Annotated in this window: 20 protein-coding genes; all 20 read right to left on the bottom strand. The window is 33.8% G+C overall.

Features of this window, described 5'->3' with window-relative positions:
* Positions 1-44 precede the first annotated feature (44 nt).
* Positions 45-428 (bottom strand): PilZ domain-containing protein, encoded by a 384-nt coding sequence (locus MHH88_RS03425; RefSeq protein ID WP_069510633.1) that lies wholly within the window; start codon positions 426-428, stop codon positions 45-47.
* 424 nt (positions 429-852) lie between these two features.
* Positions 853-1275 (bottom strand): flagellar protein FliT, encoded by a 423-nt coding sequence (locus MHH88_RS03420; RefSeq protein ID WP_339261589.1) that lies wholly within the window; start codon positions 1273-1275, stop codon positions 853-855.
* Complete coding sequence (fliS, locus tag MHH88_RS03415; RefSeq protein ID WP_069510635.1) at positions 1215-1619, bottom strand: flagellar export chaperone FliS; 405 nt, start codon at positions 1617-1619, stop codon at positions 1215-1217. Before fliS ends, MHH88_RS03420 begins: the two co-directional genes overlap by 61 nt.
* Positions 1620-1672: 53 nt before the next feature.
* The gene (fliD, locus tag MHH88_RS03410; protein ID WP_339261588.1) at positions 1673-4042 is read right to left on the bottom strand and encodes a flagellar filament capping protein FliD; all 2370 of its coding nucleotides are present in this window, start codon (positions 4040-4042) and stop codon (positions 1673-1675) included.
* A 22-nt stretch (positions 4043-4064) separates the two neighbouring features.
* Positions 4065-4451: a flagellar protein FlaG gene (locus MHH88_RS03405; RefSeq protein WP_069510639.1), complete on the bottom strand. Its 387-nt coding sequence runs from the start codon at positions 4449-4451 to the stop codon at positions 4065-4067.
* Positions 4452-4720: 269 nt separating this feature from the next.
* Entirely contained in the window at positions 4721-5893 is a 1173-nt protein-coding gene (locus MHH88_RS03400; RefSeq protein ID WP_339261587.1) for a glycosyltransferase, read from the bottom strand.
* Between the two features lie 5 nt (positions 5894-5898).
* The gene (locus MHH88_RS03395; RefSeq protein WP_339261586.1) at positions 5899-6576 is read right to left on the bottom strand and encodes an acylneuraminate cytidylyltransferase family protein; all 678 of its coding nucleotides are present in this window, start codon (positions 6574-6576) and stop codon (positions 5899-5901) included.
* Positions 6566-7618 (bottom strand): nucleotidyltransferase family protein, encoded by a 1053-nt coding sequence (locus tag MHH88_RS03390; RefSeq protein ID WP_339261585.1) that lies wholly within the window; start codon positions 7616-7618, stop codon positions 6566-6568. Before MHH88_RS03390 ends, MHH88_RS03395 begins: the two co-directional genes overlap by 11 nt.
* 4 nt (positions 7619-7622) lie before the next feature.
* On the bottom strand, positions 7623-8246 hold the full coding sequence (locus tag MHH88_RS03385) for an acetyltransferase (RefSeq protein WP_339261584.1): 624 nt from the start codon (positions 8244-8246) through the stop codon (positions 7623-7625).
* The gene (gene neuB, locus MHH88_RS03380) at positions 8239-9318 is read right to left on the bottom strand and encodes an N-acetylneuraminate synthase (protein WP_339261583.1); all 1080 of its coding nucleotides are present in this window, start codon (positions 9316-9318) and stop codon (positions 8239-8241) included. The genes MHH88_RS03385 and neuB overlap by 8 nt, the downstream gene beginning before the upstream one ends.
* Positions 9315-10442 (bottom strand): UDP-N-acetylglucosamine 2-epimerase, encoded by a 1128-nt coding sequence (gene neuC, locus MHH88_RS03375; protein ID WP_339262983.1) that lies wholly within the window; start codon positions 10440-10442, stop codon positions 9315-9317. Before neuC ends, neuB begins: the two co-directional genes overlap by 4 nt.
* A gap of 2 nt (positions 10443-10444) precedes the next feature.
* Entirely contained in the window at positions 10445-11599 is a 1155-nt protein-coding gene (locus MHH88_RS03370; RefSeq protein WP_339261582.1) for a LegC family aminotransferase, read from the bottom strand.
* The gene (locus MHH88_RS03365; protein ID WP_069510654.1) at positions 11596-12597 is read right to left on the bottom strand and encodes an NAD-dependent 4,6-dehydratase LegB; all 1002 of its coding nucleotides are present in this window, start codon (positions 12595-12597) and stop codon (positions 11596-11598) included. Before MHH88_RS03365 ends, MHH88_RS03370 begins: the two co-directional genes overlap by 4 nt.
* 91 nt (positions 12598-12688) lie before the next feature.
* Complete coding sequence (locus MHH88_RS03360; RefSeq protein WP_069510656.1) at positions 12689-13033, bottom strand: hypothetical protein; 345 nt, start codon at positions 13031-13033, stop codon at positions 12689-12691.
* Between the two features lie 12 nt (positions 13034-13045).
* The gene (locus MHH88_RS03355) at positions 13046-14734 is read right to left on the bottom strand and encodes a 6-hydroxymethylpterin diphosphokinase MptE-like protein (protein ID WP_339261581.1); all 1689 of its coding nucleotides are present in this window, start codon (positions 14732-14734) and stop codon (positions 13046-13048) included.
* Positions 14735-15049: 315 nt separating this feature from the next.
* A complete protein-coding gene (locus tag MHH88_RS03350) occupies positions 15050-15880 on the bottom strand; it encodes a flagellin (protein ID WP_069510660.1) in 831 nt (276 codons plus the stop codon).
* 204 nt (positions 15881-16084) lie between these two features.
* The gene (gene csrA / locus MHH88_RS03345) at positions 16085-16303 is read right to left on the bottom strand and encodes a carbon storage regulator CsrA (protein ID WP_069510662.1); all 219 of its coding nucleotides are present in this window, start codon (positions 16301-16303) and stop codon (positions 16085-16087) included.
* Positions 16303-16746 carry a flagellar assembly protein FliW gene (gene fliW / locus MHH88_RS03340; RefSeq protein ID WP_069510664.1) on the bottom strand — a complete coding sequence of 148 codons (444 nt, stop codon included), beginning with the start codon at positions 16744-16746 and terminating at the stop codon, positions 16303-16305. The genes csrA and fliW overlap by 1 nt, the downstream gene beginning before the upstream one ends.
* A 17-nt stretch (positions 16747-16763) precedes the next feature.
* Positions 16764-17327, bottom strand: a complete 564-nt coding sequence (locus tag MHH88_RS03335; RefSeq protein ID WP_339261580.1) for a DUF6470 family protein — start codon at positions 17325-17327, stop codon at positions 16764-16766.
* An 80-nt stretch (positions 17328-17407) separates the two neighbouring features.
* A complete protein-coding gene (flgL, locus tag MHH88_RS03330; RefSeq protein WP_339261579.1) occupies positions 17408-18322 on the bottom strand; it encodes a flagellar hook-associated protein FlgL in 915 nt (304 codons plus the stop codon).
* Between the last annotated feature and the right edge of the window lie 30 nt (positions 18323-18352).

The raw sequence follows: 18352 nt of genomic DNA, 5'->3' as shown, positions 1-18352 counted from the left end.
TGTGTGAAATTCCTCTAAAATAATTCTTTTTTTCACAAGAAATTTTAAGAATTGATTTTTTTCATCTTGGCTTCTGCTGCCTCTTTTTTACGGCGGGCTTTTAGCTCATCAACAATCAAATCCTCAACAGCACCCTGATTATTGAAAAACACACCATATTGTTTCCCATTGCCAAAAGGACGACTCCAAATGACCTCTCCGTATACGCGAATTTCTCTTGTATCCAAAACAAAACGCAAATCAAGCGGAGACGGACGGAAACCTAAATCGACCTCAGTAAACATTTTTAATCCCCTCGGACTAATATCTAATAAATCGGCCATAGCCGTTTGTGCATGGTCTACTTTGCCATTCTCATATATCGCAAAAGTCATATTAACAGGCTCTTCAAACTTAAAACGGAAGCCTTCTTGACGTTTAAATTTCATTTTCCCCACTCCAATACTTTTCAAACATTTCGATAGCTTGATTATGACACGAATGCACGATTTCCATCCAGAGGGAATTAGTAACATATTTTACCGTTTGATAGCATAATTTATGACTATATCGTTTCATGCCGTCAATCTTTTAATGATTCTGTTTCATTGTTTATAAAATACCATTTAAATATTACATAATTTTTAAATACATTAATCGGAAAATTGCTGAATTTAAAATATTTGAATACTATTATTGAAAAGTAAATGGTAAAGATTATCCGAACAAATTGTAACAAAATTAAAAAGTATGAGTTCGGTACAATTCCGAACCCATACTAAATATTACAAATGAAATGATTCCTATATTATTCAATTTTAAAGAGGCATACAGGAAAAAGCTTAAGGGATCATTCAAAAATAAGCGATTAGATTATTTCTTGCCATCATAGTATCTACCATCTATGGAACTTACATTACTATATGGATTTAAATAGACTTGTTCAGACTTTTTGGACTGTTGCAAGTTTCTCATATCTGTTTTAATTGTATCCATTACTTTTTTTAGTCGCCCCTGAATACCTGCATCCAATTTAATTAAATGTGGTGTTAACTGATGTCCATCTAGTGACACACTATTAGAAGACATCACTTCCTCAAGAAGTTGACCACGTTTTTCTAGAAATTCATCAATTTTTTCAATGTATTGATCACGTTCATCGCCATCTGGTATAACAGTTAAATGTTCATAAAGCTGGGCTGATGTCGCAAGTAATTTTTCAACTGGCCCCATCATCACACTTGGTTTCCATTTCCATACTGTTGTTGACGATTGATACGTAGAACTTCCTTCCACGTATCTCGGAATTCAGTAACTAAACCTTCAACTTCTTCAATAATAGCAATATCATTTTTTATGTTTGCTTCAACCAAGCGTCTATTCATATATTCATATAGTGCTAGCATATTTTTTGAAATTTCGACATTCATATTCAAGGTTGTTATAAATTCGCTTATAATAGCTTGCGCCTTTAATAAATTCGTGTTTTTTTCTTGAATTTTCTTTTCTTGAATAGCCTGTTTAGCCTTCGCTAAGAACTTTAAACAACCATTGTAAAGCATTAATGTTAGCTCGCCTGGTGATGCTGTAGTAACACTATTTTGTTTATAAATATTATGGGCTGATGTTTGTGCTGCCATTCAAAGACAACTCCTTTTTATTACCTTTTAACTAAATTATACTAAAACTATTACTACTGTCCACTAAATTGTGAGAACATACCGGATTGTGAATTTGCTTTGTTAATTGCTTTCTCCATTGCACTAAATTGTTTCCAATAGCGACTCTCAATATTTTCTAATTTCGTCTTCCAAATATCAATTCGTTTTTCCATATCAACGAGATTTTTCCCGATTGTATAAGAATTATCTACGCTTGAAGCAAGTCCGGCTTTTTTCTCAATATCATTAGAAAAAGTCTTCATGGAACTACGTAATTTTAGTAAAAATCCTTGTGTATTAGCTGTTACCTCTTGCCCATTTACTGTTACTTTTTCTTTTACATCACCTTTATTTGTAAATAACGCAGTTACTGCATCCGGATCTTCTTCAATTGCTTTACGTAATTTCAATTCGTCAATTTCTAACGTACCACCGTCATTGTATGATTTAGAAGATGTAATACCAATTTTATATAAAGTATTAAAATTCGGATTCGATACTGCAGGATTCGCTTCATAGACCAACCCACGCATATCCGATAATCCACCTCGCAACATTGAATCACTACGTAAAAGGCCACTCTTTGCTTTTTCTTCCCAAAGCTTAATTTCATTTTCTGACATTTCTTTTCGTTGCTCATCTGTTAAAGGAGCATACGAACGATATCTCTTCTCTTTTGTTTGCTCGTTAATATCTTTAACTAGTCCATTATAAGTCGTAACAAATTCTTTAATCTTAGTCATCATATCATCAACATCTGTAGATGATGTCATTGTTACAGGAGGTATATTTGGTGCAGTAGAAGGCTTACTAACTTCTGCATCTGCAGCAGCTTGAGCAGCAATTAAATTTGCTTCAGCTTGTTTTAAACGCTCATCGCCAGCATTAAAATTATTTTGTGCTTGTACTTTTAATGCTAATTTTTCATCGTAAGGAATTTGCACTACTGCAACTTCTTGATATTTCTGAAGGTCTACATCACTTATATCTTTTAAAGATTGTTTTTGGGCATCACTTAACTTTGATAAATTTGTTTTCAATGTTCCATCTGGAAGACTATCTATTGAAGCATTTAAAGTTTCTTTACTAGAAAAATCAAAACCTTTAATTGTAGTAATATCAGAAGCTGACAAGCCACTTAAAAATTCCTTATTTAATGAATTATAAGTCTTCAAAGATAAATCTTTATTAGCAGCATCTTGGAATTTAACTAGCTGTGTCCCATCTAATGTTTCCACCAATAATAAATCATCTTTACTTAGATTTCCAAGTTTCGTTTTCAATTCTGGTGAAAAATCAGGGCTGTTATTGATTGCCGCTTTAATCGTTGCCTCATCAGCATTTTGATCAATCGTTAGATTTTGTAATTGCGTCATTTCAGCAGCAGTAAGTGATTTAAAAAATTCGCTGTTATTGATTTGATTAAATGCTTCTTGTTCAGTAGCATTTAAGCTATTTTTAAATACTTCATCAAATTTATCTAGATATGGTTGTTTTACTGCATCAAAATTAGCGATAGCCGTATCTAATAGATTCTGTAACTGATTTTTACTAATTTGAGCATTATCGCGTTCTTCTTTAGCTGCCTTTAAATTTTCAGTAATAGTAGTAGATGCGTTAAATGTTTCTTTTAAAGTTACAGAGTAACCCGCTATAGAAAAAGTATTAGAATTTTTTTCAGTTGCAATACCGTTCACTTGTAAAACAGCATTTTGACCATTATTAGCCAAATCTCCTGAAGTTGCACCTACTAGAGAACTAAAACCAAGTTTACCGAAAACATCCGCACCGGCTTCTACTGTAATTTCAGCTCCTGTACCAAGTTTATTATCACCAGTATTTTTTGCTGTTATAGAAAGTTTGCCGTTTTCAAATAAAGCATTTACACCCGCATTACTACTATTAATTTTTTCAACAAGCTTAGCAACCGTTGTTGTATTTGGGTCAAATTCAATTGTTGTCGCTTGCTCTGCTAATTTCCCATTAGCTTGAATTGCCTTTAACTCAATTTTGCCATCTGTAATGCCTAGTTCTTGTAATGTTGTATTACCTGTAGCATTCACTTGTTTATCGCTAACACCACGAGCAGCCGAAGCCAATTGTGATACACCTTCAATAGATAATGAACCAGATGCTTGCGAAGTGGCAGTAGCAGACACATAGTTAGAATTTGATGACGTTGCAGTTTTTTTGTTGAAGCCCTTTAGTAATAAATTATCAGCTATATAAGTATCAAATGTTTTTAACTTTGCATTAATGCTACGATATGCATCTCGTGTCCATTCAGTTGTTTGCTTTTTTTGTTGTAATTTAGTGAGTGGAATTTTTTCTGCCGCCATTAATTTTGATACTAATGAATCAATATCCATTCCTGAAGCTAATCCACCAATTCGGTTTACCATTATATATTCCTCCTAAAAATCCCTATATTTTTTCATCTACAATCATTCCTAAAAGCTTTTGCATTTCATAAAATGCATCTAATAACTTTTTCGGTGGTATTTCCTTAACGACCTCTTCCGTTTGAGTATCTACTAATTGTACAAAATAACGATCTAATCCATCATGCAACACAAACTTTGATGAACTGTGACTGATATGTAAAAATTCATTCACGGTATCTATCGCTTGTTCCAGCTTTTCTTTTGGTATATCTTGCTCGTCGCTTGCAATAATTGATTTTTCTGCAACTGGCTGTGAAGCTACTTTATTAGATACAGTAGGCTTTGTTACCATTTCTGAGCTTTTCACCTTTGTACTGTCTGAAGTAGCTATAGCCTCGATTGATTGTCCTTGCGCTATAATACGCATAAATGCCAACCTCCTAAGCTTTTTAGATAACTTGTACTTAATATCGGATGTTTTTTAGAAAGATTCACTTTTATAACAAAATGATTGGTAACATTTTCATTAATTCGTAAAAAACGACCTTACGTTAAATTCAAACGAAAAGTCGTATTTATGGGTGAGATTGAAATTATAAGAAAGCGAATTCTCGATTTTTTAAATTTCGTTATGTATTTCATCTGTATGTTTAGTAAAAACACTTTGGAAATATCGTATACAAGTAAAAGCTAGCTTTAAATATGATTAGAAAGTTTAACATCATTAAAAATATCAACAATCATCTTTGCTCGCTCTTCAAAAGTATGCGATCCTTTAACTGCTTGCCATCCTGCTTGAGAAATTTTTTTTCTACGCCCATCATCTTGTAAAATGGTCTGAATGGATTCAACCATTTCCTCGAGATGATTGAAGTTATAAAAAATTATTTCTTCATCTGCTAAAAATAATTCTCTTAGGTATGGCGTTTCATTTGTTACTACTACAGATCTTGCCGCCATTCCGGCAAAGATTCTTTCATGTGTACCATCACGCAGTAATGCTTGAAAATTCATCACTATTTTAGACTTTCTCATTAATTCCTGCGTCTGCCAATAATTTACCGACTCATGAAGACGGACATTTGGGTATTTCATTACGGGAGAAGAAGACCAGTTGTTACCATAAATATCCACATTAAAACCGGCATCGGCTAAAGCCATAATTACTTTTAAACGATTCACTGAATAAACATAACGACCAATTTCATGAACCATCTTCACAAACTCAGGTGTTTCATTTAATCGTAATTCAATCATAATATCACGCTTTTTAAAAGCCTCTTTAAACTCTTCTATATAGTATCTACTTGTATCAGCTAAGCAATTTTCTATAACTTCTTCACAAATAGCTCGTATTGCTGGTGATTGCCCATTAATATAACCTTTATAATTAGACATATCTGAATATGAACCACTGACTAAAATATCAATTTTCTTGTCACACGGTTCAATAGATAATTCAATAGCTGCATGTGGAAGCAAATACGTATTTTTAACATTTAGTCCGAATGTTTCTAAATTATTCACGTCATGCCGGTCCATTAAAGTTAGGATATCGATATCACGTAAATTTTGGATACGTCCTAGATGATCAATAGGGTGGTCGATAAGTAAAAGGATATAAGGCGCTTTGACTACCTGATTCAAAACTTCTTGCTGGTCTGTAAATATACCATTAAACGAAATAACAGCATCAACATCCATTTGCAAACTTGTAATAATTTGTTCATTACTAGAATAAATCGTATCCAGTATTATTGTCTCTACACCTATTTTTTCAAACCCTTTTGCAAGTGAATCTATCCAATATCTTAGAACATTATAATTAGAACTACCTTTTAAAAGGAGGACTTTTTTCAAATTACTCACCTCAATTAGGACTTCCCTATTAAATATTCACTGATTTCAAAATCTAATACAGTGTCAATGTCCAACGAATTGTCATTTGACATAATAAAAGATGTTGTCTCCTCTGTTAAAAAGGTTTTTTTCTCTATTATGTCTTCTACTCTCGCTACATAAATAGCTCCATTTAAAACGTATACATTCGGTAAATCCTGCCTTCTTGTAGCTAACTTATCCTGTTCAATAATGGGCTTCATCTTGCCATTTTCTATTGTATACATCCAATAAGGTGATTGCTCTGCCTCCGTTACTGAAACGCAGAACTTAGCTTGTTGGTTTATGGTATATTCAATACAATTGTCTATATCTTCTACAGTACGGAACGGTGAAGTTGGTTGCAATAATACTACATACTCATATCCTTCACATTGCTCTAGTGCATGGAGAACAGCAGTAATACCTGGTGTATCATCTTGTGCTAGCTCTGTTGGTCTTACAAAAGGCACATCACACCCATATTCTTTTGCTATCTGAATGATTTCTTCATTATCTGATGATAGTATCGTTCGCGTAATGTATTTGGATTTTTTTGCTTCTTCAATTGTCCATGCAATTAATGGTTTTCCTGCTAACACTTTAATATTTTTTCGCGGTACACCTTTTGAACCTCCGCGTGCAGGGATAATCGCTAAAACTTTAGGCTTCATTTAAAAGCTCCTTAAACTCATTATTTGCTTTATTGAAATCATCCATTTGTCCAATATCTAGCCAATATTCTCTAATTGGAAAAACAGATGTTTTACTATTTTCTTCTATTAATTTTTCAAACAAAGATGGCATATCATAAAATTCATCCTGTGGAATATAGTCCAGTACATCAGGATTTAATACATAAATTCCCGCATTTACAAAACTACGATGAATTGGCTTTTCTCTTATTGTTACCAAATCTGTACCATCCGTTTCAATTACACCGTATGGAATTTGATATTCAAACTCTCTTACACACATCGTGGCAACAGAGTCATGCTCCATATGGAATTGCATCAATTGATCGAAATTAATTTGTGTAAGCAAATCTCCATTCATCACAAAAAATGGTTTCGTCGGTCTACTTTTTAGTAACGAAAGTGCTCCAGCAGTCCCCATTTTTTTGTCTTCTTCAATATACTCAATCGTTACATCAAATGCTTCCCCATTTTGAAAATAGTCCTGGATTACCTCTTTTTTGTAATTGACAGAAAAAATAAAATTTGTATATCCATATTGCTTAAAACCTTCTATTATTGTTTCTAAAATTGGCTTATTCCCAACTCTAAGCATTGGTTTTGGTGTATCGTTCGTTAATGGTCGCAACCTTGTACCTAATCCACCAAGCATTAATACAACCGTGTTTTTATTTAAGGTCGTTTCAATATTGTCCGTAAAAAGTATATTGATAATTCTATTATTCTCATCTACAATAGGTAACTGCTTAAGCATTTTTGATTTCATTATTTGCTTATATTTGTGATATTTTTGACCGCTTCTTGCACTTATTGGATTTGGGTTCATAATGGACGTTATAGTTACATCCAGACCTTCACCTCGCAAAATACCACGGCGTATATCTCCATCTGTGACAGTTCCAAGCAAATGTTGTTCTTCATCTACAACTACTGCAAATTGCAGAGAAGAATCATCAATAATTTTCATTGTATCTAGTAAAGTATGATTTTGATTAACTAGCGTTTTTTGCCATTGTTTCATATAGTTACACTTCCTTTGCAGGTACACCCACTGCTTTTATGCCATTTGCAAAATTACTAACCACAACTGCCCCTGCACCAATTAAACAATTTGATCCTATATGAATGCCTTGGATAATTGTTGCACCTGTTCCGACGTGTGTTCCTTTTTCTATATGGACACTGCCTGATATTTTTGTGCCTGGCGCAATATGTATATGGGAACCTATTTGACAATCATGATCAATCAGCGCACCAGTATTTATAATACTATTATCGGCAACTGTTGTATTCGTTTGAATAATAGTACCAGCCATTATTTGAACACCTTGACCTAATTGAACGGAAGGAGCAATAATGGCTGAAGGATGGATGACAGATTTAAAATGATACGTTTTTTGCGTAAAAATATTGAAGATTTTTTCTCGTAATGGGGACGGTTTAATTGTCCCGATAGCGAGTACTAGTTCAATGTCAGATGGATTATAATCTTCTATTACCTTATCAGTTCCTAAATAAGGTAAATCAAAAGCATTCTCTTCTAGAGTAGGTGCAGTAAATCCAATAATCGTTTGCTTCTGTTCAAGTAAAATTTCCGTTAATACCGAGGCATGTCCCCCATTCCCAACCATAATAATCCCTTTATTCATCTATTAGTTCATCCTCTTCATATGATTTTGAAGCCATTTTACCAATGAGAGACCAGTAATTTGAAGGTTGAAGACCATCGCCAGGTCTTTTAACAGTCAAGTTGCTAATAGAGAATACTTCACCTGCTTGGATATTTTTTTTAGCAACTAAGCTCTTTCGTGCAGGAATACGATTTTGTAATTCTATAGATGTTGGTTTTTTTATGCCATCTCCTAATGCCTGTTCTACTTCTCTAATTCCTTTTATCATTGCCATTAGCTCATCAGGGTTTAAAGAGGCTATATGATCAGGTCCTTCTAACGTTTTATCTAATGTAAAATGCTTCTCTATTACGGTTGCCCCCATCCCTACTGCTACAAGCGGAATAGTGATTCCTTCTGAATGGTCTGATAAGCCGATAGGTAATTGAAAGATTCTTCCCATTTCAATCATTGCTTTTAAATTAATGGAATCCATAGGCGCTGGATATTGTGTTGTGCAATGTAACAGCGTTACATATTTTTTCAATACTGCTTTCGCCTCTTCTGTAACATAAAACTGATTCACACGCTCTATCGTAACGGGTTCATTAGATTTCGCCAAACCATAAGAAATAAAAGCTAATGCCTCATGTATTTCTTCGATAGTTGCCATTCCGGTAGATAAAATAATTGGCCTTTGTTTTGTTGCAATATAATGAATAAATGGAGCATTCGTTAATTCTCCTGATGGAATTTTAGCCGTAGCAATTGCAATTTTATCTAGCAAAAAATCGACACTTTCGAAGTCAAAAGGTGTCGATAGAAATTCTATTTGCTCTAATTCACAAAATGATTGCAATTCAATAAATTCCTCATAAGTTAATTCCAGCTTTTTCAACATAGTAAATTGAGAAGAAGCCTCACCTAAATTTTCAACTTGATATGCTGCTTGCTGTGCTTTCTTTGTAACTAGATTTTCAGCTTTAAAGGTTTGAAATTTTACCGCGTCTGCCCCTGCTTTTTTTGCAACCATCACAAGCTCTCTTGCCATTTCTAATGACCCATTATGATTGACACCTGCTTCAGCAATGATATATGTTTTATTTTTCATAGATCATAAAACCCCTTTTGAATAGAAAATGAAGGTAAACTACGTAATACTGATATTATTTTTTCAGATACTATTCCATCGCCAAATATATGTTCATACTTATCGCTAAACGTTCTTGCCTTTTCAATGGAAATAAGTATATTTTCAGCATCCATATTTGTATTAAATACTGAATTGGGATGCTCACGCCCTTCCTGACGACTTCCACAATTAACAGTAGGTGTTTCTAAATAAGGTACTTCAATTAATCCACTTGAAGAATTCCCAATGACAACATCAGCATTCTTCACTGCACTTAAATACTTTAACTGACCGAGTGAATCGAATATTTTCGCATTGCTGTGTTTTAAAGTAAATTGTTGAATTGCCTCATTAATAAACCTTCCACCATTATCAGCATTGGATTTCGTAAACACTAAATTAATATCAGGGTAATTTTCCAGTGTCTTTAACAATTCGTATACCCCATTATTATGACCATTCGTTTCAGGATGATAGGTTATTAAAAACATAGGTCGTTGCTCATCTAGTTGCAGTGTTTGAAATAGTTCCTGACGTGTCAGTAGAGTTAAATTTACAATATTTTCTATACCAAGAGCACCAACATTATAAACACGTTCTGGAGATTCACCTAATTGAATCACACGGTTGCGATGGGATTCTGTACTTGTAAAGTGCCATGTTGCCATTTTTGTAATGGAGTGACGAATAGCATCATCATAAGCACCAAATGTACATTCACCCCCATGTATATGAGCAATAGGTATTTGCATTATAAGAGCTGTTTGAGCTACTGCTAACATTTCAAATCGATCACCTAAAATGATGAGTAAATCTGGTTGTAAACGATTAAATGCGTCTGCAAAACTAATTGTAGCAAGTCCCATTGATTTCACAATGCTGGTTGGAGAATCAGCGGATAAAAGAATTTCTATCTTTTCATTGATGAAAAATCCATCATTTTCTATTTCTTTATAAGTGCTTCCAAACTCTGGAGATAAATGCATACCTGTAACAACCATTTGTAAATCAAATTCTTTATCTTCTTGAAGTTTTTTGGCAAGATTTGATAGTAACCCATATTCCGCTCTAGTACCAGTTACAATACAAATTTTACGTTTCATCATTATCCCTCACTTATTGGTGTGCTAGGAATATTGACAACACTTCTATTTAACTGGTCTGTCACACTTAAATCTGATTTTGGACAGTTTTGATAGATTGCTAAGTGATGCATTGGATTCCAAATAGGACGACTCATTACACCTTGCTCATTTAAAAAGTCCAACACTTCATCACGATTAAACTGCTCATCTAGTAGAATAGTTTGTAGCCAATAATTACTTCTAGTATTTGCAGGCTCTTTAAATAATTGGACACCCTCTATACCTGTTAACCATTGCTCATAGTTCTTTGTTAATTCACGTTTTTGTTGGATAAACAAGGGCATTTTTTCTAATTGCGCACAGCCTAACGCTGCGTTTATATTCGGCATACGGTAATTAAATCCGATTTCATCGTGCTCATATGCCCAACGATGGGGTATTTTAGCAGTCGTTGTTAAATGTTTTGCATAATCAGCTAGTGCATCGTCATCTGTCACAATCGCACCGCCACCACCAGTTGTCATTATTTTATTGCCGTTAAAGCTCAATGCACTAACTTTTCCAAAGCTACCTGTATGTTTTCCGTTATAATATGAACCTAACGACTCTGCTGCATCTTCCACAAGCGTCAAATTATACATTTCACATACTTTAAGTAAGCCCTCTATGTCTGCTGCATGGCCAAATGTATGCATCGGTACAAGTGCTGAAATACGTCTTCCTGTTTCCCTATTATAAAGCTGATTGTTTTGTAGTTTTCCAATTTGTTCTAAGTAGATTTTTAATTTATCTGCATCAACACCTAATGTATTAATGGAAACATCTATAAAATGGGGAACTGCACCTAAATATGACACAGCATTAGCTGTTGCAATAAATGTAAGTGAAGGCATTAATACTTCATCTTCCGCTTTTACACCTGCAACCTTTAATGCAATATGTAGCGCAGCTGTACCATTTACAACAGCAACTGCACGTTTAACACCGACAAATTTTGCTAAATCCTCCTCAAACCGATTTACATAGGCTCCAACTGAGGATACCCAGCCTGTTTTGACACAATCTGTCACATATTCTACTTCTTTATCATTAAATGTAGGCTCATGTAAAGGCACAAATTCTTTTCCATAAAACCTCTTTACATTATCTGCAAATTCCAACCATTGATTATTCATATATTATAAACATCTGCCTTATATTGAGATAAATTTTTAGGATTTGTAAACCATTCTATCGTTTCTTCAAGACCTCGTCGGAAACCTTCCTTGCCACCAAATTGCGGTTCCCATCCAAGTAGTTCCTTTGCCTTTTTGTTCTCAGCCCAAAGACGTTCAACTTCACTTTTTTCAGGACGTAAACGTTGTTCATCCGTTTCAATCGTTAAATCTACACCCATAATATCTGCAATCATTTGTGCAGTTTCACCAATAGAAACCTCATAATTTGATCCGATATTAATGACTTCACCAATTGAACTAGTAGCATTCATAACAGATATAAAACCGTTAACAGTATCCTTTACATAGTTAAAATCGCGTGTAGGGCTTATAGCTCCAAGCTTAATATTTGTTTTGCCACTTGCTAGCTGACTGATGATGGTCGGTATAACGGCGCGAGCAGATTGGCGTGGTCCATATGTATTAAACGGACGAATAATTGATACAGGTGTGTCAAATGAGCGATAAAATGACAAAGCCATTTGATCAGCACCTATTTTTGAAGCAGAATAGGGTGATTGTCCTTGTAATGGATGTTCTTCATCAATTGGTACATACAACGCTGTTCCATATACTTCACTTGTAGAAGTGTGAACTACCTTTTCTACACCTAATTCTTTCGCAGCTTGTACAACATTTAAAGTCCCTGTCACATTTGTATCAACATAAGTTGCTGGAGAATGATAGGAATATGGAATTGCAATTAAAGCTGCTAAATTAAGGACATGCGTGCACCCCTTCATCGCTTCTTTTACACCATAAGGATCACGAATATCTCCTGAAAATACATCCAATGATGATTTAATTTCGGCCGAAGACTGATCTAACCAGCCCCATGAATTAAAAGAATTATAATAAACAAATGCACGAACATCATAACCTTGTCGTACTAATGTTTCTGTTAAATGCGAGCCTATGAAGCCATCCGCTCCGGTCACTAAGATTTTACTTTTCATGTTCCATACACCTTTTTATGTTTTTTCATTTCGTTTTTTGTAAAGATTTATGTCTAATTTACAAGACTTATAATTTATAATAGCGCCGTACTTACTTACGATATTCAATAATATTTAATTTTTCAAAGTATGGACCTATTTCATATTCAAATAAATCTGCCACTAATAAAAAGTCTTTTATTTCTAAGCCTTCATTTAATTCTATATATGTGCGCTTTAGTACATTTTCATCTAAATTTGAATCATAGCCATTTGCCATTAAATGAGCATTTACTTGACTTAACCATTGTATTCCTTCACTAAATTCCAATATTAGAGATAGTGCATCTCCAATATTATCATCTCTTAAATTTTCAATAATTTGGTTTATGCCATTTGGAATTCTATCTAAATATTCATTGTAACTAATAATAATATCTTCAATTAAATTGCTCATTTATTTCCCTCACTATTGGTTTATTTTTTCTAACAATATATTAGCATAGTCAATAATATTATCTACCGCTTTATTCATTTCTCTATAAAGAGTTAGGCTTTGCAGTTTGACTCTCTTATAAGAATCTTCTGCACTTTCATTAGCTTCCGGCTTAAAGTTTTTAAGGACAGAAATTTTTATAGGATCTAAACTTAATGTTAAGGCTGTTTTTTTAGCCAAATCTTCAAATTCATTATCATTTTCATCTAATTTTTTCAAAATTGATTTAGAAAAAGCAATTTTCGAAGTATTTTTTAGAATTAGTTTTTCATTTGCTTCTAATAATTTTTTTAACGTTTTATATGCTTCTATCTCATCTTGTATTTGCTTTTTTAGCAGTAGTATTTTATCTTCGTTATTTTCTTTTTTTATTGATGTTGAAACAGCAACTACTTCATTACAATACTTTTCACAAAATTCTTTAAATGATAATTGACTAAAACCTTTAATTTTCGCTCCACCTTCAGTACTATTAAAAACTCTATCTTTATCCTCAGACACAGAGATAATGCGTTCAAAAGTTTCTTTCATACCTAGGAAAGGATAATCTGTTAATACTTTGCCACCATTATATCCATCTACAAGAATTCCACCCGTATTGAGCATTTCTTCTCTATTAATTTCCTGCACCCTTACATTATTGTCGGCATGAGTTTTATTATTTGTATAAGCTAAATCTTGACCAATTAAGGTGATGGGGCCACTTGTTAAATATAATGCTAGCGTTAAGGCATAATGGGCACAGGAGCCTCCTCCTGCCAAAATAATAGACTCTTGGTTAGTTATTTTACTTAAGTGTTCTTGCAAAGTTCGGTCTGTTGGAGATAGAGCAAAAAAGCATTCGGTATCAAAACATTCTCTTATTTTTGGGAAACTTGACATTGTATAAACAAAACTTGTATTTTTAAATGTTATTTTTTTATAATGCTCATAGTTTATCGCTGCACCGTCAATGGAAATAACATAATCTGGTTCAATTCCCTCACTGACTAAAGAATTAATGGTAGATCCTGCTGCTATCAAAACTATATTTTTTCTATATGTTTTTAAGGTAGCTAATTGTTTTGAAAGCGATGGTCCACCAGAAGCAACGACAACAGGACAACTAAATTTATCTTTTAATTTTAAAATGGAGCTGTCTTGTACTGCATATTCTAAATTCATAATATAATTTTTTTGCCACTGCTCTCCATAATACATAATTGTATTCTCATTCACTTTAGCTACTGTTAAATTATCTTTCAGTAATTTTAAAAAGTCTTTATAAAATTGAGGGAATACTTTGTCATAATTTGGTGAACAAATAATATGGAATTTATCAACTATTGAAATCGCACTATATAATGGTTGCTTTAAGTCCTCTATATTTTGGATATTTGACAGAACAATTACATTATCGTGCTCAAGCTGCACATCAAATAACGGTTCAATAATTACTAATTTATCTTCGCCTTCCATCTTTTCTAAAAAAGATTGCACAATATAGCCTAAACCATAGCCAAAAATCACATGAACATATCCTGGTTTATAATTTTTTTCTATAATTTTTTCGCTTTCTTTTAAAGGATTAAATTTGCTATGTAATAAATACCCATTAACTTTTAAAGTATCTAAGCCTGAGCTTGTAGAAATCGTTTCAACTTTATAATCTTCTAAAATCATGGATTTCACCTCTATACACTATATCGACAAAAGAAATCAATTTTAAAGAAAAACAATGTTATCTACACTCTTGCCTCCAAAAATTTAATTCTTCTATTCACTTATATTTTCTCAAGAAAATATTAAAAATAATCATTACTTTATATCCAAAGGCTAACTTCGACTCTCCTATACTCTTGCGCGTTAATGGTTACTATTTACTAATGATAGTCTTATTCTAATGTCTAACTTTGATGTCCAGCCCCTCCTCAAGTTCAAGTAAATGCAAAAATAAAAAAACCCGTGTTTCAAAGAAACACGGGTTTACTGTATCAATTATTGTAATAATTGAAGAACGCCTTGTGGTTGTTGGTTAGCTTGAGCTAACATAGATTGTGCAGCTTGAGTTAAGATATTGTTCTTAGTGAACGCCATCATTTCTGCAGCCATATCTGTATCACGAATACGAGATTCAGCAGCTGTTAAGTTTTCAGAAGCAGCACCTAAGTTGTTGATTGTGTGCTCTAAACGGTTTTGAACAGCACCTAATGCAGAACGTTGAGTAGAAACTTTTTTGATTGCGTCATCAATTGTGTTGATTGCATAACTTGCTTTAGAACCAGTAGAAACTGATGCATTTGTTAAGCTTGTAGATAAAGATTTAACTTGCATGTTTCCAATTTGTAATTTCATAGTTTGGCCTTCGTTAGCACCAATTTGGAATGTTAAAGAGTTAGTACCACCAGAGAATTTACCGCTTAATAGTTTCTTTTCGTTGAACTCTGTAGTGTTAGCAATACGATCGATTTCGTCTTTTAATTGTTTAACTTCATCTTGTAAGAACGCACGGTCAGTGTTTTCGTTTGTATCGTTACGAGATTGTACTGCTAATTCACGCATACGTTGTAGAATTGCGTGTGTTTCGTTAAGAGCACCCTCAGCAGTTTGGATTAAAGAGATAGAGTCTTGAGAGTTTTTTGAAGCCATGTCAAGACCTTTGATTTGAGCGCGCATTTTTTCAGAGATTGCTAAACCAGCAGCGTCATCACCAGCACGGTTGATTTTGTAACCTGAAGATAATTTCTCAAGGTTTTTAGCTGATTGAGAGTTGTTGAAAGCTAAGTTACGGTGTGTGTTTAATGCTGAAATGTTGTGTTGAATTCTCATTTGGAATTCCTCCTTGAATGTTTGTTTTTTGTTATCCCACATCCGTGTGGAATATTGTCGGTTTAGGTAGTATGTATGTACTTCCCGCGCCTTACAATCTATATATCGTATCTAGTTGGAAATGTTTAATAGTTTTTACGAAAGTTTTTTTATTTTTTATGTAATAAATTATAAGATTGGGTTTCTTATAGAATAGAAGGTTTTTTATTTTTTCTTTAGTTGTTCCAAAAAACTAGATGAAGCAGTTAGAGCTTCTTTGTTTTGAGCTTGAATGGCTTCAAAAACTTCAGAACGATGTACCTTAACTGTTTTAGGTGCAACGATACCTAACTTTATTTGTTCACCTTCAACTGCTAAAATCTTTATTTCAATTTGGTCGCCAATCATAATGGATTCATCTTTTTTACGTGAAAGTACTAGCATTATTTAGCACTTCCTTCCAATGCTTGCAGTGGATAACGTAATGGATAGGATTTATTATCTTGCAGAACTATTTGCTTACCACATTTTCCTTTTAAATTAATTACTAATGGAGCAAGTAAATTAATGGTAGAATCCTTTAATGTTTCCTTCATTGTGACAACAGCATAAGTTAGAACGTCTTGTTCATTTTCAATTTGTAGTTGTTCAATATCCTCTTCACTTAAATCAAAGCTATAGTCTTTTTTAAAAGCGAATGGATATGCAACAACAAATCCTATTTCTTTATGTTCAACTGATTGCAACAATACTAATGGATGTTCTTCTGAGATAGGTATAAGTATAAATTTCTTATAGTCTTCTAATCCGAGCAACCCTTGTTTAAAAGTAAGTATGTCTTGCTCATCAATTTCAACTTCACCTAAAAATTTTGTAGTAATTATCATTGTTTCCACGCACTCCTTTAAATGATGACATCAATGTCAACATCTGGTCTTTGTATCATTGTACCAGTTACTTTCCCTGGTGTGTATTCATGGATTGGTTTATTCACTTGTGCATCAATTATTGGTTCTCTACGTTGGATATTGATGTCGGTTATGCCTGGTGTATAGTTAATTTTAACAGAGCCTATTGAAGGCACAAATTTTATATTAAATTGCACACGGTGGGGTCCATGATTTTGTTTGGCGATATTTTGGATGGTTGCTCTACCTTGATCTTTACCTGCACTCTCCATCATTTGTCGACCTTCTCTAGCTCTACGTGCCATTCCCTTCAATGCTTCTTGCTTGCCCTTTTGTGCGTAATTAGCAATTGATTCTAATGGTCCAATTAGCCCTAAGTCACGTCTTGCTTGAGACGAATCAATTTTCAATACACTGCGTGTTGTATGAATCTCAAGTGTTGCAGCTGGCTGTTCAATATGCTGGGTAGCTCTTGGCTGTTTAATATATTGCTGTGGCTTAGCAATATGAAGATCAATTTGTGCGTCAGTTGTACGGATTTGGATTTGTGGGAGTTTCATCTATGTCTCTCCTTTCAAGAAAAGCGTCTGAACAAAATGTTCAAACGCTTAGATTTTATAGCGGAAAACTAGTATTAAAATTATCTAATAAAATCAACTAAAGTTTGCTGAATAATTTTAGAGCCAACAGACAATGATGCCTGATGAATTGATTCTGATGTTACCATTTCTGTAATAGCTTTTGCATAATCGACATCTTCGTTATTCGATAATTGCTTTGTCACGCTAACTTCACGAATTGATAAGCGATTTTCCATTAATTCTACACGATTTTGGCGTGCCCCCACATCGGCTTGTGCTTCGAGAATTTTACTATGCATCATTGTAATATCATCATTTGTACTTGTGCCAGTCAAGCCACCTAATGTTGAACTTATTTCATCCGCTGTAGCGAGTGGAATTCTATTTGGATCTAACAGTCCAGAAATTTCTCCCATCATGTCATCAACGCTTTTAAATAAATCTTTGCCAGCAGTATTTACGGTCATTTGAATACCATCATATACTTCAATTTTCACATCTTCCGTATTGACGTTCGCTGTGTTAATTGCCCCATTTAAAAATAGTGGTTGGCCTGTCTTTGTACCGCTAAAGATATAACGATCACCCACTTTAGTATTACCAATATCTTGAATTTGGTTGCGAATTTGATCAATTTCAGCTTTAATTTTTGCTCTTTCATCAGCTGAATTTGTATCGTTCGCTGCTTGAATAACAAGCTCTCGTACTCGCTTCATCTGTTCGCCTACTTGATTTAATGACTCATCAGATGTATCTAGCCAGTTATTTACTTCATTCATATTTCGCGAATATTGTTCAACTTGTCCTAAATCACGTCGATAACCCATACCTTTTACTGCTACAACAGGGTCATCCGATGGTCTTGTAATTTTAGAGCCTGAGTTTATTTGATTTTGTAGCTTCGACAGTTTTCCATAGTTATTATTTAAGTTCAGAAGCATGTTATTCGATAACATAGATTGTGTTACGCGCATGTTTGTAAAAGCTCCTTTCTTTTTGTCAAA

Origin of the sequence: Lysinibacillus sp. FSL K6-3209 (genome assembly GCF_037976175.1) — a bacterium.
In the GTDB taxonomy this organism is placed as follows: Bacteria; Bacillota; Bacilli; order Bacillales_A; family Planococcaceae; genus Lysinibacillus; species Lysinibacillus sphaericus_D.
This window is presented reverse-complemented; position numbering and strand designations above follow the sequence as displayed.